Annotated in this window: 22 protein-coding genes; all 22 read left to right on the plus strand. The window is 59.8% G+C overall.

Going from position 1 to position 20,557, the window contains the following annotated elements:
- The first annotated feature begins 77 nt into the window (after positions 1 to 77).
- Positions 78 to 1,043 carry a flagellin N-terminal helical domain-containing protein gene (locus tag ASC97_RS00850; RefSeq protein WP_057466465.1) on the plus strand — a complete coding sequence of 322 codons (966 nt, stop codon included), beginning with the start codon at positions 78 to 80 and terminating at the stop codon, positions 1,041 to 1,043.
- Between the two features lie 168 nt (positions 1,044 to 1,211).
- Positions 1,212 to 1,847 carry a hypothetical protein gene (locus ASC97_RS00855; RefSeq protein ID WP_057466466.1) on the plus strand — a complete coding sequence of 212 codons (636 nt, stop codon included), beginning with the start codon at positions 1,212 to 1,214 and terminating at the stop codon, positions 1,845 to 1,847.
- A complete protein-coding gene (locus tag ASC97_RS00860) occupies positions 1,844 to 3,067 on the plus strand; it encodes a MotB family protein (RefSeq protein ID WP_057466467.1) in 1,224 nt (407 codons plus the stop codon). The genes ASC97_RS00855 and ASC97_RS00860 overlap by 4 nt, the downstream gene beginning before the upstream one ends.
- Positions 3,068 to 3,070: 3 nt before the next feature.
- On the plus strand, positions 3,071 to 4,378 hold the full coding sequence (gene motC, locus ASC97_RS00865) for a chemotaxis protein MotC (RefSeq protein WP_057466468.1): 1,308 nt from the start codon (positions 3,071 to 3,073) through the stop codon (positions 4,376 to 4,378).
- A gap of 1 nt (position 4,379) precedes the next feature.
- Entirely contained in the window at positions 4,380 to 5,765 is a 1,386-nt protein-coding gene (fliK, locus tag ASC97_RS00870; RefSeq protein ID WP_057466469.1) for a flagellar hook-length control protein FliK, read from the plus strand.
- Positions 5,686 to 6,270, plus strand: a complete 585-nt coding sequence (locus ASC97_RS00875) for a transglycosylase SLT domain-containing protein (RefSeq protein WP_057466470.1) — start codon at positions 5,686 to 5,688, stop codon at positions 6,268 to 6,270. Before fliK ends, ASC97_RS00875 begins: the two co-directional genes overlap by 80 nt.
- Before the next feature lie 282 nt (positions 6,271 to 6,552).
- A complete protein-coding gene (gene rem, locus ASC97_RS00880) occupies positions 6,553 to 7,224 on the plus strand; it encodes a transcriptional activator Rem (RefSeq protein ID WP_057466471.1) in 672 nt (223 codons plus the stop codon).
- Positions 7,225 to 7,353: 129 nt separating this feature from the next.
- On the plus strand, positions 7,354 to 8,652 hold the full coding sequence (locus ASC97_RS00885) for a flagellar hook protein FlgE (protein ID WP_057466472.1): 1,299 nt from the start codon (positions 7,354 to 7,356) through the stop codon (positions 8,650 to 8,652).
- A gap of 19 nt (positions 8,653 to 8,671) precedes the next feature.
- Entirely contained in the window at positions 8,672 to 10,138 is a 1,467-nt protein-coding gene (flgK, locus tag ASC97_RS00890) for a flagellar hook-associated protein FlgK (RefSeq protein WP_057466473.1), read from the plus strand.
- 3 nt (positions 10,139 to 10,141) lie between these two features.
- Complete coding sequence (locus tag ASC97_RS00895; RefSeq protein ID WP_057466474.1) at positions 10,142 to 11,254, plus strand: flagellar hook-associated family protein; 1,113 nt, start codon at positions 10,142 to 10,144, stop codon at positions 11,252 to 11,254.
- A 36-nt stretch (positions 11,255 to 11,290) separates the two neighbouring features.
- Entirely contained in the window at positions 11,291 to 11,638 is a 348-nt protein-coding gene (flaF, locus tag ASC97_RS00900) for a flagellar biosynthesis regulator FlaF (RefSeq protein WP_037060921.1), read from the plus strand.
- Entirely contained in the window at positions 11,635 to 12,084 is a 450-nt protein-coding gene (gene flbT / locus ASC97_RS00905) for a flagellar biosynthesis repressor FlbT (RefSeq protein ID WP_057466475.1), read from the plus strand. Before flaF ends, flbT begins: the two co-directional genes overlap by 4 nt.
- Positions 12,075 to 12,497 (plus strand): flagellar hook assembly protein FlgD, encoded by a 423-nt coding sequence (gene flgD / locus ASC97_RS00910; protein WP_057466476.1) that lies wholly within the window; start codon positions 12,075 to 12,077, stop codon positions 12,495 to 12,497. Before flbT ends, flgD begins: the two co-directional genes overlap by 10 nt.
- A gap of 69 nt (positions 12,498 to 12,566) precedes the next feature.
- Positions 12,567 to 12,833: a flagellar biosynthesis protein FliQ gene (gene fliQ, locus ASC97_RS00915; RefSeq protein ID WP_007796656.1), complete on the plus strand. Its 267-nt coding sequence runs from the start codon at positions 12,567 to 12,569 to the stop codon at positions 12,831 to 12,833.
- Between the two features lie 88 nt (positions 12,834 to 12,921).
- Positions 12,922 to 15,009 (plus strand): flagellar biosynthesis protein FlhA, encoded by a 2,088-nt coding sequence (gene flhA / locus ASC97_RS00920; RefSeq protein ID WP_057466477.1) that lies wholly within the window; start codon positions 12,922 to 12,924, stop codon positions 15,007 to 15,009.
- Positions 15,006 to 15,758 carry a flagellar biosynthetic protein FliR gene (fliR, locus tag ASC97_RS00925; protein ID WP_057466478.1) on the plus strand — a complete coding sequence of 251 codons (753 nt, stop codon included), beginning with the start codon at positions 15,006 to 15,008 and terminating at the stop codon, positions 15,756 to 15,758. The genes flhA and fliR overlap by 4 nt, the downstream gene beginning before the upstream one ends.
- A gap of 3 nt (positions 15,759 to 15,761) precedes the next feature.
- Complete coding sequence (locus tag ASC97_RS00930; protein ID WP_057466479.1) at positions 15,762 to 16,175, plus strand: hypothetical protein; 414 nt, start codon at positions 15,762 to 15,764, stop codon at positions 16,173 to 16,175.
- Positions 16,176 to 16,207: 32 nt separating this feature from the next.
- Entirely contained in the window at positions 16,208 to 16,774 is a 567-nt protein-coding gene (locus ASC97_RS00935) for a rod-binding protein (RefSeq protein WP_057466480.1), read from the plus strand.
- Between the two features lie 17 nt (positions 16,775 to 16,791).
- Complete coding sequence (locus ASC97_RS00940; RefSeq protein ID WP_057466481.1) at positions 16,792 to 17,157, plus strand: hypothetical protein; 366 nt, start codon at positions 16,792 to 16,794, stop codon at positions 17,155 to 17,157.
- Positions 17,157 to 17,687 (plus strand): hypothetical protein, encoded by a 531-nt coding sequence (locus ASC97_RS00945; protein ID WP_057466482.1) that lies wholly within the window; start codon positions 17,157 to 17,159, stop codon positions 17,685 to 17,687. The genes ASC97_RS00940 and ASC97_RS00945 overlap by 1 nt, the downstream gene beginning before the upstream one ends.
- Positions 17,688 to 17,942: 255 nt before the next feature.
- The gene (locus ASC97_RS00950) at positions 17,943 to 18,734 is read left to right on the plus strand and encodes a WecB/TagA/CpsF family glycosyltransferase (RefSeq protein WP_057466960.1); all 792 of its coding nucleotides are present in this window, start codon (positions 17,943 to 17,945) and stop codon (positions 18,732 to 18,734) included.
- 106 nt (positions 18,735 to 18,840) lie between these two features.
- On the plus strand, positions 18,841 to 20,553 hold the full coding sequence (locus ASC97_RS00955; RefSeq protein ID WP_057466483.1) for a hypothetical protein: 1,713 nt from the start codon (positions 18,841 to 18,843) through the stop codon (positions 20,551 to 20,553).
- The last annotated feature ends 4 nt before the right edge of the window (positions 20,554 to 20,557 follow it).

Consider the following 20,557-nt stretch of genomic DNA (forward strand, 5'->3'; position numbering starts at 1 on the left):
TCCAGTCGGTGGCATGACGCCAAGTCGGTCGCTGCCGGTAATCCGGCCTGTCCCGTTCCCCTACCTCAGAGCCCAAGATGACCTATAAAATTACGAGCGCCGGCCAGGTAAATGCTCTCGCTGCGCTGCGCATCATCAACAAGGATGCGGCTACGGTTCAGCAGCAGGTTTCTTCGGGCAAGAGCGTCGAGACGGCCGCAGACGACGCGACCTACTGGTCGTTTGCCAGCGTGATGCGGTCGGACAGCAGCTCGCTGCAGAACATCCACGATGCCCTCGGCGTCGGGGCATCCAAGGTCGACACCGCCTACACCGCCATGGAAAGCCTTATCGATCAGCTGGGCAATATCCGCGCCACCCTCGTTACGGCGCAGGAGGCGGGCGTCGACAAGACGAAACTCAATACGTCTCTGGGCGAGATGAAGAGCCAGTTGCAGACGACCGTTCTGACGACCAACTTCGCAGGCGAGAACTGGCTGCTCAATCGAGACGCAACGCCGCCAACGTCACGATCGGTGATCGGCGGCTTCGTTCGCGGCACAAGTGGGGATTACCAGGCGCAGACCATCAGCTTTCCCGCCGCCCAAACCGTGATGATCGACATGACGGATGCCAATCGCGGCGTGCTGACACAGGCGATCGACGCGAACACGTTGAATCCCGACGGCAGCGCCACATCCCGGAACTACTATCTGGTCAACGCCGGGTCGACGACTCCCGCAGGCGGAACCGAGATCAAACTGGACGCCAACACGACCCTTCCGCAGATCAAAGACATGCTCGCCGTCGTGGACTCGATGCTCAAGAGTGTGACGGCCACCGCAGCCGGGCTCGGTACCATGAGCGAGCGCATCAGCGATCGCGTGGAATACACCGCGAACATGTCCGATCTGATCGACAAGAACGTCGGCGCGTTGATTGATACCGACATGGACGAGGCATCGACCCGGCAGAAGGCACTGCTGACGCAACAGCAGATGGCCGTACAGGCCGTATCGATCCTGAACACCGCGGCGAGCAAGGTGCTGATCCTTCTGCAGTAAGAGAGACAGCGGCGGCGACGGCGCCGGCGCTGCCGCCCTTCATCTTCGCACAAGTTTGACACCCTAGTTTCGATGCATGAAGGCGCTTCCTGGAATCGCGCCTGACGAGTTGTCTGGTCGAATGGGGCGCGGCATGTTGCAGTTTTACGCGGGTATGGGGTGGGTTCAGTGAGCGCGCTTCTTTCTCGTTATCTGAAGGACTTTGGCGAGCCCGCCGTGGCAATACCGGCCGTCGAGACGGATGACTTTGCCAACGACTTCGGCGGTTTTGCCGAGATCCCGGCCGAAACCGAAGTGGACGTCGAAGCCGAGCGGCAGAGCGCCCATGCGGCGGGCCATGCAGAGGCGACTGCGGCGCTGACGGAGAAATACGAACTCGAAGCGCAGACTGTCGCCTTGGTCCACCAGCGCGAGATCGAAGAGCTTAGGGATCGGTACGAAGTCGAGGCGGCCGAGCTGATCGCGACCCGCCTGGAGACCATTGCCACCGAGGTTGCCGAGATTGTCAGCGCTGCCACGGCAAAAGTCCTGGCGCCTGTCATGACGGACGCTCTGGCGGAAAAGGCGGCGCTCACGCTCGCCGGCAGCCTTCGGTCAGCGATACTGGAAGGTGACGCAGGCACCGTTATCGTGAAGGGCCCCGCGCGGCTCTTCGACGTGTTGAAGAATGCACTTGGCGAGAAGGCAGCCCTTCTGCGCCACCATGAAACGCCCGATGTCGATCTAACAGTTGAATTCGGCGACGCGATTCTCGTGACCCGCATGTCAGCCTGGGCGACGAGCTTGAAGAAAGTTCTGGAATGAGCGAGAGCGAAAACCATCACCACGGCAAGAACGAGATCATCATCGTCAAACGTCACGGCGGTGGCGATCACGATGGATCCCACGGGGGCGCCTGGAAGATCGCATACGCCGATTTCATGACGGCGATGATGGCGTTCTTTCTCGTCATGTGGCTGGTCAACGCCGCAAACGAGGAAACGAAGGCCTCCGTCGCGACCTACTTCAATCCGATCAAGCTCGCCGACGAGAAGCCGACGGAAAAAGGCTTGAAGAAGCCTGTCGATCAGGCCGACGGCGAAGAGAAGCAGGACAAGTCGAAAGAGAAGGAAGACAAGCCCAACAAGGGGGCAGCGTCGTCCACCGGCGAGGACCAGACATCCACCTCCGGCGACCAGGCGAATTATTCGGAAGCCGATTTCTTTGAGAACCCCTATTCTGTTCTCGCTGAAATCGCCCAGGAAGTCGGCCAACAGGCAAACGTCAGCGCCAAGGGCGAAGGCGGAGCCAGCGACTCCGGTCCCGCAACGGGGGCAGACGGCGGCGAGGCCTATCGCGATCCGTTCGATCCGGATTTCTGGACGAAGCAGATTGAGGTAACTCACGCCGACAAGAAGCAGCAGGCATCCGACAATTCGCCGGTAGACCCCTCGCAGGATCCGCTGGAAGTCGCAAAGTCCGAGGACATGACCATGGCCGCGGACGCCGAAAGCAAAACCACTGAGACAGAGCAGGGCAAGGCCGGCGAAGCAAAGGTGACCGACGCGCAGAAGGCGATGGAACTGAAGCAGGCGGAGGCGTTGCAGAAGGAAATCACCGAGCAGATCGGCGCCGCCGCCGGCAAACTGGCCGAGGGGCTGACCGTGACTCCCTCGGAAGGTGGACTGCTGGTCAGTATTTCCGATCAGAGCGACGATTCGATGTTCAATGTCGGCTCAGCCGTTCCGCGCAAGGAGATGATCCTCGCGATGGAGAAGATCGGCGGCGTGCTCAAGGACAAGCCGGGCGCGGTCGTCATCAGAGGTCATACCGACGGCCGTCAATACAAGGGCGAGAACGCAAACTGGCGCTTGTCCATGGATCGCGCCCAGGCAGCCTATTACATGATCGTCCGCGGCGGCCTTGATGAGAAGCGCATCTCGCAGGTATCGGGCTTTGCCGACCGCAAACTCAAGGAGCCGGCTGATCCGTTCAATGCGGCGAACCGGCGCATCGAGATCCTCGTGCAGGCGGATCGGGGATAACCCATGGCTCGTCTGCATCGCCATCTCCTGCCTCTCCTTCTTGGCCTTGCGGCAATTCCGTCCGCCGCAGCATGTGCGGAAGGCGAGGAGAATACCGCACCGTACAAGATGCTGCGATCCCTGCAGTTCGTGCAGGATTCCGTGGTGCTCGGAGATCATTCGGCAGCAGAGATGCAACGCTTCATGCTTGGCACGATCGACAAGCGGCTGCGTTCTCTCGATCCTTCCGTCTTCGACGACGATCGCAACGTCGATGCGGCCCTGATCTACGCCATGAGCGGCGGCAATCCGCAGACGCTTGAATATCTCGTGTCGCGCGATGTGAATGGCTATTTCGACAATCGCGTGACCGATATCCTCAGGAAGTACCTGAGCGGCAAGGGACTGCTCGTCGCAAAGAGCCTGACCGACGCGGCCGATGAATACAAGGACAAGAGAATTGGTCCTTACCTCGCCCTGGTCAGCGCCAACGTCACCCTTGCCAGCGGTCCGGCGAATGCGCTGAAACTCTACGACCGCGCCCGCCTCAATGCGCCGGGCACCATCGTGGAGGAGGCGGCCCTGCGCCGCTCGGTCGCGATATGCGTCGACGCCGGGATGGTGGACAAGGGGCTGGAATACTCGCAGCGCTACATCCGTCGCTACCTGCATTCTCCCTACGCCAGCCAGTTTGCGGATCTGTTCGTCAAATTGCTCGTCGATCATGACCATCAGGTCAAACCGGAAGATGTCGTAAGCATCCTCTCCTTCATGGACGAGGCGCGGCAGCGCGAAGTTTATCTGCGCATCGCGCGTGCGGCCGCGATTGCCGGCAAGAGCGAACTCGCCAGGATGTCGGCAGCCCGGGCCCAGGCGCTCGCAGGTAACGCCGACAACGCCTTTGGTGCGCTGGCGGATTTCTATGGTGGCATGGCTGCAATTCCGACAGACAAGATCAATGCGGCCGCAAAGAACATCGACACCATCGCCGACAGCGATCTGTCGCCCCGCGACAAGGCTCTGCGTGCAGCGGCAAAAAGCGTTGCAGAACAGGTGCTTCGCGCGCCGGATCCGGCAAGCCTGACGCAAGGCTCGACCCCTAGATCTGATGATCGAGAAATGACTTCTGAGCAGGCTGACGTTCCGCAAGCGGCGGAACACGGGGGCGAGCACGATGCAGCCCAGGATCCTGTTGCCGGAGATGCGGCATCCGTGCCGATATCTGGTGCGAGTGGACAGAAGGACGCGGACCCTTCGTTCAGCTCGTTTGTGACGTCAAGTCGATCGCAATTGGATGAGATCGACGGCCTCTTGAACAAAGAAAGCAACTGATATGGCGGACATCAGCGTTTCGGAAGCTCCTTCGGTGGCCCGGCCCGGTCGGCAGACGACCAAGGGCAGTGAGGCCGGCGGCGGTGGGTTCTCGGATGTCCTGAACAAAGCGAGCGGCGGATCCGGCACGGAACCGGGCGGACAAGCCGCGAGCACGAGCACGGCAGGCACAGAGGTCGGAAGCGCGCATCGGCCGACGGCAAAGCCGCTGATCGACCTCAGTGACGCCTCCCTGGCAGCGCAGGCCGAGGCCGGCTCGAAAACCGGTCTTGTGCCGAAAGATGCGCTGAAGACGGGTCGCGACGAGATCAAGTCCGGCAGCAAGCACCAGGCCGATGAGCGGCAGGATGGTGCCGACGCTCTGGAAGATGAAGTCGCAGCGCATGTCTCCAAGAGCGCCAAGCCTTCGAAGGCTCAAGGCAACGACGCCAAGGACGAGGTCGCCGATGATAGCGCCGCGTCGGACGTGCTGAGCCTGCTCAAGCAATTGCCGGCAGACGGTGCGACTGCCGCCGTCGCAATCGCCTTGTCCGGGCAAACGATCGACCCCAAGGCACCGGCAGATCCCAAAGACAAGTCCGACATGGGGGCAAAGTCCAAGGACGGCACCCCTGTCGACGTTTCCAAGTCGCTATCGGTCAAGGACGGCACCGCTGCCGACGCCGAAATGCCGGGTGTCGCCACGGTGGACGGCGCCGATGCCAGGACATTTCGATTGAGCCGCGCCGATGGCAAGGCGCAATCAATGGACATGCATCTCGGTATCGAAAAGGACCCCGCCGCCGAACCTGCGGGCAAGACGAACGTCGAGGCTATCGCGGTGCTTGATTCGCGTCGCTATATCGGCCTGGCGCAGAATACCAATTCCGCTGCCGTGACGGCAGCCATTTCGGGCGATCCCGAATGGGCCCATGCTATGCAGGCAAGTTCGGCGCTCTCCAATGCCGCCGAATGGACCAGCACCGGCAAGGTCGTGAACACGCTGAAGATCCAGATGAATCCGATCGATCTCGGCCTCGTCACGGCAACGATGCGTTTGCAGGGCGACGCGCTGAACGTCGATCTGAAGGTGGAGACAGGCGCTGCTTACCGGCAGCTCAAGGAAGATCACAGCAAGATTCTTGAGGCGCTGCGCAGCCAGGGTTACACTATAGATAACGTGACGATCAGCATGGCGCCGGTCGGGCGTTCCGAAGCGAGCGCGCAGCAGGGCGCCCAGGGCCAGCAGGCATTCGCACAGCAAGGGCAGGGCGGCGAGGCTCGCGAGCGTCAGAATCAATCGGGACAGCGCAGTGCTGGAGGTTTCAATGACGCAGGCGAGATCGCTGTTGACGGCGCTTCTTCAAGCTCTGGTGGTAGTGGGCGCGGCAGCGACGTCTACCTCTGAGGCGAGAGCTTCGAACACCGCGTGCGAGCAGGAGATCCAGTCGGCTGCGCTGAAGTTCGGTATTCCGGAGGGCATTCTCTATTCCGTCGGCTTGACCGAGACGGGACGGAAAGGGTCGCTCTATCCCTACGCCCTCAACATCGAGGGGAAGCCTTTCTTCCCACCCTCCGAGCAGGACGCCCTGAGGCAGTTTGAGGTGGCGCGCAGATCCGGTGCCAAGCTGATCGATATCGGCTGCATGCAGATCAACCAGTTCTACCATGGTGAGAATTTCCGCTCCACGGAAGAGATGTTCGACCCCAGGCGGAACGTGGAGTATGCTGCGAAGTTTCTGCGCAATCTGCATGATCGGCACGAAACCTGGACGATGGCGGTCGCGCGATATCATGCCGGCCCCAACAATGACCCCGCGCAGAAGCAGTACGTATGCCGCGTCATCGCCAATCTGGTCGCGACGGGCTATGGCAAGTGGACTCCCAATGCGAGTAACTTCTGCCGCAACTGATTCAATCAAAGATAGCAGAAATAGAACAAAGCGGAAATGTGTCACAATGTGGCAGGAATCTGGCTCAATGTGGTCACGCAAGTCACATTTTAGGCTTCGTTAACTTTTCCACGAAACTTTTGTGTTAAAAAGCTTGGCTACCCACTACATCTAGGTCAAATCGGGACCCAAATCTTAATCAACTATTAATTTCTGCCTGTGAGTTCCTACAGCTTGTCCCAGAATCGCGCGATTCGTACCCATAGAGCATCGAGGTACCACAAGTGATTCGGAGGCGGACGAATGATCGTAGTGGTTGATGAGCGTGAGCTCGTGAAAGACGGATACACGTCCCTTTTCGGGCGTGAGGGCATTCCCTCAACAGGGTTTGATCCAGGTGAGTTCGGGGAATGGGTTCAATCGGCGGCGGATTCTGATATCGCCGCTGTCGAGGCATTCCTGATCGGGCAGGGACAGAAGACGTCCGAGCTGCCGCGGGCGATTCGCGACCGGACCCAGGCGCCGGTGATTGCTGTCAGCGATCAGCCGTCTCTTGAAAATACGCTCGCGCTTTTCGATTCTGGCGTCGACGATGTTGTCCGCAAGCCGGTGCATCCCCGCGAGATTCTGGCCCGCGCAGCTGCGATCCGGCGCCGCCTCAAGGCAATTTCCAGTCACACCGACATCGGCGCAATCCGCGTTTTCTCAGACGGTCGCGATCCGGAAATCCACGGTGAAGTGTTTGTGCTGCCGCGTCGAGAGCGCCGCATCCTCGAGTACTTGATCGCCAACCGCGGTCGCCGCGTTACGAAGACACAGATCTTCAACGCCATCTACGGCATCTTCGACGAGGAAGTCGAAGAAAACGTCGTCGAAAGCCATATTTCCAAACTCCGCAAGAAGCTCCGCAAGAAGCTCGGTGTCGACCCTGTCGATTCGAAGCGCTTCCTTGGCTATTGCATTGATTGGAATTAATTTTTTCAAAGTGGGCCGCACATGTGAAGCCTAGCCTCGAATAGTTTCGGCAGGCTCTCCAGCTCCAGACAGCTTCACGCAAGGCCCAACAAATACTCTCAGGTCTACTAAGGGAATCGAGGTTTTCAGATGAGCATTTTTGGCAGCATGAAGACGGCAGTGTCCGGCATGAACGCACAGGCTAACCGCTTGAGCACGGTCGCGGACAATATCGCAAACGCAAACACGACGGGCTACAAGGCCGTCTCGACTGCCTTCTCGTCATTGGTCCTTCCATCGACATCCGGCAACTACAATTCCGGCGGCGTCCAGACCACGGTGCGCCAGTCTGTTTCCGAGCAGGGCGATATCTCGTACACCACATCGGGTTACGACCTGGCGATCTCCGGTGACGGGTTCTTCATCGTCCAGAGCCCGGATGGCGTGCCGGTCCTGACCCGTGCAGGCGATTTCACCAAGGACCCCTTGGGCAACCTGGTCAACTCCGCCGGTTTCAAGCTGATGGGCTATTCCTACGATGCAGGCGCTCCGGCAGTTGTTGTCAACGGTTTCTCCGGTCTGGTTCCGATCAACGTCAATCAGTCCGGCCTGACCGCGATCGCATCGACCACCGGCAACTTCGCGGGCAACCTGAACTCCAACGCGGCGGTCGCAACCGGCAACCTGCCGCTGTCCAACACGGCACCGATGACTGCCGACACCAAGCAGATGTCGATGGTCGGCTACGACAAGCTCGGCAATACGGTGCAGTACGATTTCTACTTCACCAAGACCGCAGTGACGACACCTCCACCGGCAGCTCCCGGCGTAGCAAGCACCTGGCAGGTTGCGGTGTTCCGTCACGCTGACGCTGCCACCGGCGGCACCTCGTCGTTTCCCTACACTCCCGCGGCAACCGCTGCAGTCGGCAACACGACGCTGACGTTCGATGCAAACGGCAAGATGGTCAGCACCGGTGCGCTGACGATCAACGACACCATCACGGCCGGCTCGATTGCAATGGACCTCAGCGGTTTCACGCAGCTTGCGTCCGAGTTCGCCGGCACCGGCACGCCGAACGGCCAGGCCGCCAGCCCGGTCAAGGAGGTCACGATCGACAAGGACGGCACGGTATACGCCAAGTATGCCGACGGTACGTCCAAGCCGCTCTACCGCGTACCGCTGGCAACGGTCGCCAGCCCGGACAACATGACGCTCATGAGCGGCAACGTCTATAGCGCCAACGGGACGTCCGGCGTCACGGTTACCGGCTTCCCGCAGACAAACGGCTTCGGCTCGATCCAGGCGGGCGCTCTCGAAAGCGCGAACGTCGACCTTGCAGGCGAGCTGACCGAGATGATCGAATCGCAGCGCAGCTACACCGCCAATTCCAAGGTGTTCCAGACGGGGTCCGACATCATGGACGTCCTCGTCAACCTCAAGAGATAAGTAGGGTAACGGGTCAGCCATGTCGCTCACGTCCGCACTGAATACCGCGCAGAGCATATTCAACAATACCGGCACTCAAAGCAGCGTCGTATCGAACAATATCTCGAACTCCAGCAACAGCGATTACGTCCGCCGTCAGGCGATGATCAGCACGTCGCTGAATGGCGCGCAGGTCGTGAAGATCAGCAGGGCACAGGAAGATGCCCTGATGCGTCAATGGCTGAAGGCAAGCACGCAAGACAGCGGCCAGCAAACGCTGTTGAGCGGCCTCACCGACCTGAAATCGATTCTCGGCGGCAATGACTACGAAACGGCGCCGGCCACCTATCTCTCGGTCTTTCAGCAAAAGCTGCAGGCTTTCCGGACATCGCCGAGCAGCACGATCGCTGCGCAAGGCGCGATCACGGCGGCCCAGGACGTCACCAATTCGCTGAACAATGCGTCGAAGTCGATCCAGGTGGTCCGCCAGGGCGCCGACAAGGAAATCGCGACGCAGGTTTCTACGCTCAACACACTGTTGGCGCAGTTCAAGACGGCCAACGACGCGGTCAAGAGTGGAACTGCGAGCGGCGGGGTTCCCGCCGACGCGCTCGATGAACGCGACAAGCTCCTGAAGCAGATCTCTTCGATCGTCGGTGTCAACACTGTCGAGCGAAGCAATGGCGACATGGCGCTTTATACGACCGATGGCACAATCGTATTCGATACTATCCCGCGCAAGGTAACCTTCGCCGCGCAGGACACCTACACCGCCCAGATCAGAGGCAATGGCGTCTACATCGACGGAGTCGCGCTTGCCGGAGGCAAAGGTTCGAGCACGACATCCCAGGGTAGTCTGCAGGCGCTGCTGCAGGTGCGCGACGAAATCGCGCCGACCATGCAGTCGCAGCTGGATGAAATCGCCAAGTCGCTTGTCTCTATGTTCTCGGAGACTGGCGGAACGCCGGCCACCACTCAGCCCGGGCTGTTCGTCTGGAAGACCGCTGTCGGTACGGTTGGTGGAACGCCGACAACGACCGGTGTCATCGACGGGATCGCGGCGACGATCTCGGTGAATTCGGCCGTCGTGACCAATCTGGGCGGCGACCCGATGAAGCTGCGTGACGGATCGATCAGCGGCCTAACCAACCTCAACTCAGGCAACAACAGCGGGTTTTCCGACAATCTGGATGCGCTCTACACCGCAATGGGAGCGGCTCAGACCTTCTCGTCGACTGCGGGGATTTCGTCGAACGTCAATATTCTGACATACGCCTCGAATTCGATCGGCTGGCTTGAACAGTATCGAAGCGATGCAACGACGGCATCGGAAAACACAGCCGCGGCACTGTCGCGCTCTACGGAAGCATACTCCAACGAGACGGGCGTCAATCTGGACGAAGAGCTGACGCTGCTGCTCGACATCGAACAGTCCTACAAGGCAGCTACGAAAATCCTCAATGCTGTCGACGAGATGTTGAAATCATTGCTGGATATAGCGAGTTAAGCCATGAAAAGTTCATTCATTTCCAGTTCAGCCATTCAAAATGCAATGCGATTGACGATCCGCCAGTCGCAGAAGCAGCTGGTCACATCCTCTCTCGAAGCAACCACCGGCGTTTATGCGGACATCGGAGCGTCGATTGGTTCCGGTGCGGCTACCAGCGTGAATTTCTCCGCCGAGGTCAGCCGCATCAAGGCCCTCAAGGGCAGCAATTCTATCGTCTCCGGACGACTGTCTGCTTCCCAGCTCGGTCTGACGAATATGAAGACGGCCGGCGATGCGCTGGTGTCGAAGCTGACGGCCCTTCAGGGAAGCCAGGACGCGACCAGCATCACCGTCGCCATGCAATCCGCCGACAATGCGCTTTCGCAGCTGATGGACACTGGCAACACGATGTTCAAGGGCGAATATCTGTTCTCGGGCATCAACACCGACGTCCAACCCCTGACCAATCAGTCGACCGCGGCGACCGCCGCCATTCAGACCAATCTGCAGGCCTATGCGACCGGCCTGGGCAAGTCGGTCAATGGCCTCACCGGCGCCGAGATGGGCACCTTCATTACGAAGTTCGTCGAGCCGATGTTCGCTCAGGACACCTTCAACGCCACATCCACGCCGGTCGCCTTTCCGCCCCCGGGCGTGCCAGCCTCCGCGTCCTACGTGGTGCCGCCGGCATGGAGCAATTGGTCCAGCGCCTCCAACCAGAATATGACGAGCCGCATCAGCAGCTCCGAGGTGATAACCTCCTCGACCAATTCCAATTCGGAAGGCATGCGCTATTTCGCGCTCGCTTCGATTACCGCATCGGCCCTCGTCAGCCAGAACCTGAGCGCAGACGCGCTTGGAACGGTGACGTCGCGGGCGATCGGCTATGCGGCCCAGGGCACAACCGGCATCGTCACCCAGGCAAGCCAGCTCGGTCTGTCCCAGGAGCGCGTAACGAAGGCAAACGACGCTCTCGACGCACAGACAAGCATCATTCAGAACAAGCTCGTCGATCTCCAGGGCGTCGATCGGGCGGAAGCATCGACATTGGTCAATACGCTTCAGACACAGCTGGAAACCGCTTACACGATCGTATCGAAGATCCAGCAGCTCAGCCTCGTGAATTACCTTTGATGATCGAAGGTGCAAAGTACAAAGAAGGATGCATGAATGTATCAGTTCTCTTATGCCGAGGTCATGCAGGACTCGGTGGCCGATGCAAAGGAACGGGAGCGCCAGGTTCTTGACCGATCCATCGAGCTTCTGTCGGTTGCACGGGACAAAGAGAAGTACAGCCGGGAGGCCATCGATGCATTGTTCTACACCCGCCGCGTTTGGGTGAGTTTTATCGAAGACCTCAAGCATCCGGACAACCAGCTTGAGATCCAACTACGGGCCAATCTCATCTCGATCGCAATCTGGATATTGAAGGAATGCGACCGGATCAGGCGGCGCCTGTCGACGAACTACCAGGGCATTATTGACGTTACCACCATCATCAGGGATGGACTTAAATGAAAAGCACGCTTCGTATTTCGCTAAAAGCCGGAGAAAAAATCTTCATCAACGGTGCGGTTTTGCGCGTCGACCGCAAGGTGGCGCTGGAATTCCTGAACGATGTAACGTTCCTTCTCGAAAACCACGTCCTGCAGCCCGAAGATGCGACGACTCCGCTGCGCCAACTCTACTTCATCGCGCAGATGATCCTCATCAACCCCGAGGGCAAGGAACAGTCGACGACGATGTTCCGCAAGTCGGTTACCATGCTTCTGACATGCTTCAAGAACGACGAAGTTCTTGCGGAATTGAAGCGCATCGACGGTCTGGTGTCGACCGGCCGCGCCTTCGACGCGCTCAAGGCCATTCGTGGTCTCTACGCCATCGAAGACGGCATTCTCAACAATCAGGAAATGCACCCCGCGATGGTCGAACAGATTCGCAAGGAGATCGCACCATGGCGGTAGATAGTGTTTCTGGCGTCGGGAATGGAACTCCCAAGACGGCGCAACAGAAAGCGACGCTCAACTACGACAACTTCCTGCAGTTGCTCATCGCCCAGATGAAAAACCAGGATCCGACCGATCCGGTCGACGCCAGCGAGCAGATGTCGCAGCTTGCAAGCTTCTCGCAGGTCGAGCAGACGATCCAGACGAACACCAAGCTGGACACGCTGCTTGCAAGCTCGAGCCTCACGCAGGCCGGCACCTACGTCGGGAAGTACATGACCAGCGCTGATGGCTCCGTCAAAGGCACGGTCGCTTCGGTCAAGGTGTATTCCGACGGAATTATCGCGACGACCACCGACGGGAAGAGTATCCTCGTTCAGGCGGGAATCACTTTGGCGGATCAAGCGCCGGCAGCAACGCCGTCGACCTGACCGCCGCCATCCCGAAAGACGGTCCGGCCATGTCGGGCGGACCGAAAGGCGATATGAGGTTGCCTGACGATGAATGAAGCTGATGCACTCGATCTGTTCCAGGCGGCCATCTGGACCGTTCTTGTTTCGGCTGGCCCCGCCGTCGCCGCCGCCATGGTGGTCGGCCTCGTTATCGCGCTGTTCCAGGCGCTGACGCAGGTGCAGGAAGCGACGCTAACGTTCGTTCCGAAGATCGTGGCTGTCCTTGTCACCATCGGCATTTCGGCCCCATTCGTCGGGTCGCAGATCTCGATCTTCACCAATCTGGTCTTCTCGCGCATCCAGTCCGGCTTCTGAGCCACCTTCGCGCAAGCTTCGCCATTTAACTGTCGATCCGAATTGGTGGGCATCATGCCCGCACCTCTCATGAAGAGACGGAATCGATATGGCGCAACCTCCTGCACTTCCCCTTCCGAAACCCAATCTGAGCGTGCGTGATATCGGTTTTGCCATGGGCATCATCGTCATCATCTGCGTCTTGTTCCTGCCGATCCCGCCATTCCTGATCGACATGGGACTGGCTTTCTCGATCGCCTTCTCGGTCCTGATCCTGATGGTTGCGCTCTGGATCCAGAAGCCCCTGGAATTCTCGTCCTTCCCGACCATTCTGCTGATCGCCACGATGACGCGGCTGTCGCTCAACATCGCGACGACGCGCGTCATCCTCTCGCACGGCAATGAGGGCCACGATGCTGCCGGCGGCGTGATTGCAGGCTTTGCAAGCCTTGTCATGTCGGGCGACTTCGTGATCGGCTTGATCGTCTTTCTGATCCTCATCACCATCAATTTCATCGTCATCACCAAGGGTGCAACGCGTATCGCCGAAGTCGGCGCGCGCTTCACTCTTGACGCCATCCCAGGCAAGCAGATGTCGATCGACGCCGATCTGTCAGCCGGCATCATCGACGAGAAGGAAGCACAGCGCCGCCGCAAGGAGCTGGAGGAGGAGAGCTCCTTCTTCGGTGCAATGGACGGTGCGTCCAAGTTCGTTCGTGGTGACGCCATTGCCGGCCTGCTGATCACCTGCATCAACATCTTCGGCGGCATCATCATCGGCTACTTCCGTCACGGCATGCCGATCGGCGAAGCCGCAGACGTGTTCGTCAAGCTCTCCGTCGGCGACGGTCTCGTATCGCAGATGCCGGCGCTGATCGTCTCGTTGGCGGCTGGCCTTCTCGTATCCCGCGGCGGCACCGTCGGTTCGACCGACAAGGCGGTCGTCGATCAGTTGAGCGGCTATCCGCGCGCGCTTTCGGTCTCCGCCGTGCTGATGGCGATCCTCGGCCTGATGCCGGGTCTGCCGTTCATTCCCTTCATGTCGCTTGGCGGTCTGCTTGCCTTCGGCAGCTGGTTCATCCCGCGCCAGGTGGAAGCGGAGAACAGGGCCCGCCGCGAACAGGAAGAAAAGAAGGTCGTACAGAACAAGGAGCTGGAAAAGGACTCCGTCAAATCGGTGCTGCGCACGTCCGAGATCGAGCTTGCACTTGGCAAGATGGTGTCCACGCGCCTGCTTGGCGCACACCAGGAACTCGCCTTCCGCGTCGGCAAGATGCGCAAGAAGTTCGCCACGCAGTACGGCTTCGTCGTTCCCGAAATCAAGGTCACCGACGATATCGCCATCAGCGAGAAGTCATACCAGATCCGTATCCACGGCACGACGGTCGCATCGAACCTGCTGCGTGTCGGCGAAGTGCTCGTGGTGACCGGTTCCGGCCGCAAGCCGAGAATTCCGGGCGACGAGATCCGCGAACCCGCTTTCGGCATGCCCGCCGTGTCCATCCTCGAGGCATTTACCGACGATCTGAAGCGTGAAGGCTTCCAGCCGATCGACAACGTCTCCGTCGTGCTGACGCATATGAGCGAAGTGATCCGCAACAACCTGCCGGCACTGCTGTCGTACAAGGACGTGAAGGTGCTGATCGACCGGCTCGACCCGGAATACAAGAAGCTTGCCGACGAAATCTGCTCGTCGCACATGTCATATTCCGGGCTTCAGGCGGTTCTGAAACTGCTGCTCGCCGAGCGCGTTTCGATCCGCAATCTCCATCTTATCCTGGAAGCCGTGGCCGAACTGGCCCCCCATGTGCGCAAGACCGAGCAGATCGTCGAACACGTCCGCGTACGCATGGCTCAGCAGCTTTGCGGCGACCTGGCGGACAACGGCGTGCTGCGCGTGCTGCGTCTGGGCAGCAAGTGGGATCTTGCCTTCCATCAGGCCCTGAAGCGTGACAACAAGGGCGAGGTGGTCGAATTCGACATCGATCCGCGCATGCTGGAGGAGTTCAGCGAGCAGGCGACGAAAGTTATCCGTGAATTCATGGATCGCGGCCTGCCTTTCGCCCTTGTCACCTCGCCGGAAACACGATCCTATGTGCGCATGATCATCGAACGGCTGTTCGCCACGCTCCCGGTTCTGTCGCACGTGGAGCTCGCAAAGGGCATCGAGATAAAGATTCTGGGCTCTATTTCATGATAACAGACCCGCAAGGGACCGTACTGGCGCTGTTTCTGGTTTTCTGCAGGATCGGCGGTTGCGTTCTGGTCATGCCGGGTTTTTCCTCAGCGCGCATGCCGATGGTCATCCGGGTCTTCATGGCCGGAGCCCTTTCCCTTGCGGTCATACCGGTGCTGTGGGACACGGTCTATCCGGCCGTTCACACATCCAGCGCCACCTATATCGGATTTATCTTCAGCGAATCGCTCATCGGCGTGATGTACGGCATGCTGGCGCGGCTCTACACGCTCGGCCTGCAGTTCGCGGCGAGCGTTCTTGCGATGATGGTCGGCTATTCGCAGCCGAGCGCCAGCGACATCTTCGAAGATACGGCCGAAAGCGCCCTTTCGGGCTTCGTCACCTTTGCCGGCATGATGATTCTCTTCATGATGGATTTCCATCACATCGTCTTCCGTGCGCTGATCGATTCCTACACGTCGATGCCCTTCGGCGGCATTATGGAGATGCGCAGCACGCTCATCTCGTTCACCGATACCTTGTCGTCTACGACCTACATCATGCTGCGCCTCAGCAGCCCGTTTCTGATCTTTGGCCTGTTGTTCAACATCGCCATCGGTTTCATCAACAAGCTTGCGCCGCAGATTCCGGTCTATTTCATATCGACGCCCTACCTGTTGTTGGGCGGCCTGTTTCTTTTCTACTTCTCGGTCGCGGCGATGATCAGCCAGTTCGGTCAATCCTTCGCCACCGTCTTTATCGGCAGATAGCGGATGGCGGATAAGACACGCTCGCAGAAACTGAAGCGCCTCGTCGCCGTTCAGCGCCATCTGGAGCAGATGGCGGAATACGATCTCGCCGAAACGAGCCGCCAGCGCGTCGAGGTGAGCGAGCAGATTGACAGTGTCATCCAGGCGCTGGGCTCGATGGATCCCGTGCATCACGCGTTCTCCCAGGGCTATGCGGACCGCTTCAACAGATTGGGCATCAAGGACAAGCAGCTCACCGGGATGCAGGAAGTCCACCAGATGCGGGTGCAGCAGGAGCGGGCCAAGGGCGATCGCCTGGAAGAGGGCATGCAGGAAGCCCTCGATGCCGAGCGCCGCGAGGCCGACGACAGCGCAGTCTATGATATCATCGATCAAAAATTCGGTACGCCAGCCTCCAGCAAGCTTCAAAAACCATAATCGTCGCAATCTTAATTCAAGAGGATTGTGACTTGGCTATTTCACCTCCGAGTGATCTGGTGCTGGATGTTGTCAGAGCTGCCGACCCGCTTGAGGTCCAGGCAGCCCAGGAGAAGCTGAAGGCAAACCAGGCGGCTTTTGCGGCAAACAGCCTTGCCGAAGCAGGCAACGGCTTCACGTCGGCTGTCGACGTGCTCGACCGCGCCACAGGCAAGACCGGTCTCGGCGACACCAAGAATCGCAGCGTCAAGACCGAGGAAATTCCGGAGACCTATCGCAAATTCGAAGCGATGGTCCTGCAGAACTTCATCAAGAACATGCTCCCGAGCGAAAGCGAGGAAGTCTACGGCAAGGGCGCCACCGGTGATATCTGGAAGGGCATGATGGCTGAGCAGCTCGGCAACGAAATTGCCAAGGGCCAAGGCATCGGCGTCGCCAAGGAGCTCTACCAGGATGCGCTCAGGAAGCAGGAAGGCAAGGTCGTCAACGCCTCCGCCGATCAGGACGATCGCAACGTGGCGATGAGCATGATCGACGAGTTTCAGCGCAAGACATTCGGTACCCCCACCGCGGACAGCAAGTCCGCCAGCGACGCCTAAGAGAATCGAGGAAAAAAATGGAAATAATCTCGAACGATTACCGGATCAAATCCGTTCTTGGTCGCCTTGAAATGATCATCGACAACGAGAATACGCGCATCGGCAGCGATCCGCAGTTCGATCTCAAGGTATCGAATGCTCACAAGAGCCGTTGCCTTTACGAGCTCTCGACGCTTTTCCGCGATACGGATCCCAAGGAGCTCGCTGCCGCGCATCTGGACCAGCTGCATGGGTTGAAGCAGAAGCTCGTCCTCAACGCCCGCCGGGTCGAAGCACATCTGGAAGCCGTGCGCACGGTTGCCGATCTCCTGAAGAACGCCGTGCAGGACGCCGACGCCGACGGCACCTATTCGCAAGAGCAATTCGTATTGCGTGATGCCTGATGATCAAGCTTGTTCTCACCGGCGTCTGGGTTTGCGCGATCACGTTGGCATCGGTCTATTTCACCGTGCATTCGGCGACGGCGCCTGCGCCCGCACCTGATGATTCCAAGCAAAGCCAGCTCGAGCTTGTAAAGGGCGAGACGATTACCGTGCCGGTGGTGAAAGACGGCGCCGTTGCCGGTTATTTCCTCGGAAAAATGTCCTTCATGATGAACAAGGAGATGATCAAGAACGTCTCCTTGCCGTTGACCGAAATGACGACGGACGAGCTGTTCACGCTGCTCGTTGGCAACAAGATGATCGACGTCACCAATATGAAGACGTTCGATCCCCAAGCCTTTCGCGATCTGATCAAGAAGAACATCAACGGCCATCTTGGCGGCGAGTACATAGACCAGGTTATGCTGGAACAGATGGACTACATCTCCAAGGAAGAAGTCGGTGCCACCTCCTCTGGGCATAAGACAAAAACCGGGAAGCCGGTGAATGTCATCCCGCCGGCTGAAGCGAAAGCCGCGGCTACCGAATAGCCATTGCCGATGCGGCGCCCCCCGGGCGCCGCTTAGCGTTTCAGGGCTCGGCACGTGGTTAACGATCTCCTGACGCCTGGGAACAAATTCAAAGGGTTTTCCTAAAGGTTGCTTGAAGTCAGGCTGTTATAAGCCTCCGTGATGGGCTGACGTGTGCACCCGCGTTTATGTGCGGAACTCACTACGCGATCCCAGGCAGACCTCCGTTGTCCCCGGGATGCTCGACGAATGAAGCACTATCGCCAGGAATCAGGCATGAATCTGATCGCGAATTTTGCGGTCCTCGCGTCGCGTCGTGCCATTTTCGATTTGCCGGTTTGCGATCTCGGATGGGACGACGCGCTCGTCTTCATCAACGAACTGCTGTCGGTGCCCGTGGGGCAAACGTCGATTTCCTTCGTGAACGCCCACAACATGCTGATGACGCTCCGCGATAGCGAATATCGCGCAATTCTCGCCCAGAACCTGGTGTTGCCCGATGGTATCGGCCTCAACATCGCGTCGAAGATTGCCCATGGCTCGCCGTTCCCGGCCAACCTGAACGGCACGGATTTCGTGCCGGCCCTGCTGACATTCATGGAGCAGCCGCGCCGCGTCGGGTTGATAGGCGGCAAGCCAGAGGTGGTCGAGCGTGCGGCCGCGAACTTTCGCCGGCACGCGCCCTGGCATGAGTTCATCGTCATTTCGGACGGGTACTTCGACAAGGACGATGCCTCGGATGTCGTCGCGGAAATCGAGCGTCGGAAACCCGACATTCTCATCGTCGGCATGGGCACGCCGCTCCAGGAGAAGTGGGCCTACCATACCATCCGCAGCGATCACGCGCGCCTGGTGCTGACCGTCGGCGCCCTGTTCGATTTCGTGTCGGGCACAGTCCCGCGTGCACCGAAAATCGTGCGTGCGATGCGACTGGAATGGGCCTATCGGCTGGTGCAGGAACCTGCCCGCCTGTGGCGGCGCTACGTCATCGGCATTCCGCTGTTTCTCTACTTCGTGCTGCAATACCGCTTCAGCCGCCGTGCGCGAATTCTGAAGCGGTCCGCCTAGGGCAGGCGAGCACGCCATTAACGATTTCTTTGCCGGGAATGTTTAAGCTTGATTAACCATCCGCGACTGCGATGGGGATCGACCGTTCCTTGCACGAGATTTGGCGATGCGCGACACCTATCCGAGACGTCTGCCCCAATCACTGCCCTTGCCCGTCAGAGTGCTGGATCGAGCGGGCGGGTTCGCTTCCGCCGATCTCCCGACAGACATTCCACCGCCGGAGGCCGAGCTGCTTCGCGTTATCGAACGCACGCTGCAGGCGCAGCGCCATGCCGACACGCCTCTTGTAAGCCGCATCGAGACCATTCTCGGCAAGAAGATCGAGGCTGCGAACGACCCTGAGCCCGCTCCGGAAACGTGCCGCGCTGCCGGGGACGCCGTTGAAGTCTTCGATGAACGTCCTGTCCGACCGGCGTCGAAGCTCCCGCCGGCAAGCGAGAACGCCTCTGGCCAGCGAAGGCTCTTGCCGGGTATTCTGATTGCCGCTCTCTCCGTGTCAGGTGCAGTCGCCGGCATGCTCATTCCTGTCGAGCCGTCCGGTTACCGCGCGCAAGGTGTCCTGACCGTTGACGGCGCACCCGATGCCCGACCGGCACTCGTCAACGCAGCGAAAAACGCGCTGCTCTCACCGCGCACGATTGCCGGCACGGTTTCGGCGCTGAAGCTGGACCACGATCCGGCATTCGCCGGCGCCGGTACAGGCGCATTCAATATTGCCGTTGACCTGCTGTCGGCCAGCGGCGCGGCGATCGATCCCGCCTCGCGAGCAGAAGCCTCGCTTGCCGCTGCCATCCAGGCATCCTCCGACGGTGCCGCCGGAACGATCGATTTCGCGGTCACGACAGGCAGCGCCGACAAATCCGCGCGCATTGCAGCCTATCTCGCTTCGGCGGTTGCCCGCCCTGCACCTGCTGCCGACGGCGATGACTCGGGCCTGAAAAAAGCCAGTGAGGCCGCCGAAGCCGAGCTTGCCGCGTTCACGCAGCAGGCCGGTGATGGAAACGTCAAGGTCGCCGTCGATCTGCAGCGACAGATCGCGGATGCGGACGATGCACTCAAGGCCTCGGACCAGCGGATGGTCGCGGCCAAGGAGCGGGCGGATCGATTGAAGACTGCAAAGGTTGCCGATGTGGTGAGCGGCGCATTGCCCGCCGACGTCGTCTCGCCGGCGCTGGAGGATCGGAGAGACAGATACGTTGCCGCGAAATCCTCTCTGGCCCAGCTTGCCGCCAGTCTCGGACCGCGGCATCCGAGGCTGATCGCCCAGCAGGCGGAAGCCGACGGTCTGGGTGGCAGCATCAGCGAAGAGCTTGCGCGGCTGTCGCGCGATTCCAACGACGAGGCCAGGTCGGCGGTCGCCGCGAGGCGCCAGCTCAGCGACCGGCGGAACGCCTTGATCGCCCAGAGCAGGGATACGGGCGTCGACCTCGCGAAGCTCACCGAGCTCCGCGACAAGGCCATTGCCGCTCGCGCGCGACTGGAAGACGGGATCACCACCGCGGGAGTACCCTTGGGCGGAAGCCACGTCGCGCTCCTTGGAGTGCTGCAGGTCTCCGCTGTTTCCCCGGAACGCGTCTCCTGGTTCGCGCCGTTGGTCGGCGCACTTGCCGGCCTCGTTTTCGGCCTGGCTGCAGTATGGGGGAGGGGCAGGGAGAAGTCTGAAGAGACTGCATCTCCGCTCGCCACGCGGGCCGCCGAACCGCATGTCGATATCCCCGCGCCGGCGCCGGATGCGCTCGAACCGGATGATGTCGAGATCATCCGCTCCGAGATCGCAGCCATGCGCGGCCGGTTGCGGTCGCACGCTGCAGCATCCTGACAGT

Origin of the sequence: Rhizobium sp. Root1203, from assembly GCF_001424945.1 — a bacterium.
Classification (GTDB): domain Bacteria; phylum Pseudomonadota; class Alphaproteobacteria; order Rhizobiales; family Rhizobiaceae; genus Rhizobium.

Coding starts and splice junctions, on each gene's coding strand:
- ASC97_RS00860 (WP_057466467.1), top strand. CDS start 1,844: ATGAGCGAGAGCGAAAACCATCACCACGGCAAGAACGAGATCATCATC.
- flaF (WP_037060921.1), top strand. CDS start 11,291: ATGTATCAGTTCTCTTATGCCGAGGTCATGCAGGACTCGGTGGCCGAT.
- rem (WP_057466471.1), top strand. CDS start 6,553: ATGATCGTAGTGGTTGATGAGCGTGAGCTCGTGAAAGACGGATACACG.
- flgD (WP_057466476.1), top strand. CDS start 12,075: ATGGCGGTAGATAGTGTTTCTGGCGTCGGGAATGGAACTCCCAAGACG.
- flgK (WP_057466473.1), top strand. CDS start 8,672: ATGTCGCTCACGTCCGCACTGAATACCGCGCAGAGCATATTCAACAAT.
- ASC97_RS00945 (WP_057466482.1), top strand. CDS start 17,157: ATGATCAAGCTTGTTCTCACCGGCGTCTGGGTTTGCGCGATCACGTTG.
- ASC97_RS00955 (WP_057466483.1), top strand. CDS start 18,841: ATGCGCGACACCTATCCGAGACGTCTGCCCCAATCACTGCCCTTGCCC.
- motC (WP_057466468.1), top strand. CDS start 3,071: ATGGCTCGTCTGCATCGCCATCTCCTGCCTCTCCTTCTTGGCCTTGCG.
- flbT (WP_057466475.1), top strand. CDS start 11,635: ATGAAAAGCACGCTTCGTATTTCGCTAAAAGCCGGAGAAAAAATCTTC.
- flhA (WP_057466477.1), top strand. CDS start 12,922: ATGGCGCAACCTCCTGCACTTCCCCTTCCGAAACCCAATCTGAGCGTG.
- ASC97_RS00885 (WP_057466472.1), top strand. CDS start 7,354: ATGAGCATTTTTGGCAGCATGAAGACGGCAGTGTCCGGCATGAACGCA.
- ASC97_RS00850 (WP_057466465.1), top strand. CDS start 78: ATGACCTATAAAATTACGAGCGCCGGCCAGGTAAATGCTCTCGCTGCG.
- ASC97_RS00895 (WP_057466474.1), top strand. CDS start 10,142: ATGAAAAGTTCATTCATTTCCAGTTCAGCCATTCAAAATGCAATGCGA.
- fliQ (WP_007796656.1), top strand. CDS start 12,567: ATGAATGAAGCTGATGCACTCGATCTGTTCCAGGCGGCCATCTGGACC.
- ASC97_RS00875 (WP_057466470.1), top strand. CDS start 5,686: ATGACGCAGGCGAGATCGCTGTTGACGGCGCTTCTTCAAGCTCTGGTG.
- ASC97_RS00940 (WP_057466481.1), top strand. CDS start 16,792: ATGGAAATAATCTCGAACGATTACCGGATCAAATCCGTTCTTGGTCGC.
- ASC97_RS00950 (WP_057466960.1), top strand. CDS start 17,943: ATGAATCTGATCGCGAATTTTGCGGTCCTCGCGTCGCGTCGTGCCATT.
- fliK (WP_057466469.1), top strand. CDS start 4,380: ATGGCGGACATCAGCGTTTCGGAAGCTCCTTCGGTGGCCCGGCCCGGT.
- fliR (WP_057466478.1), top strand. CDS start 15,006: ATGATAACAGACCCGCAAGGGACCGTACTGGCGCTGTTTCTGGTTTTC.
- ASC97_RS00930 (WP_057466479.1), top strand. CDS start 15,762: ATGGCGGATAAGACACGCTCGCAGAAACTGAAGCGCCTCGTCGCCGTT.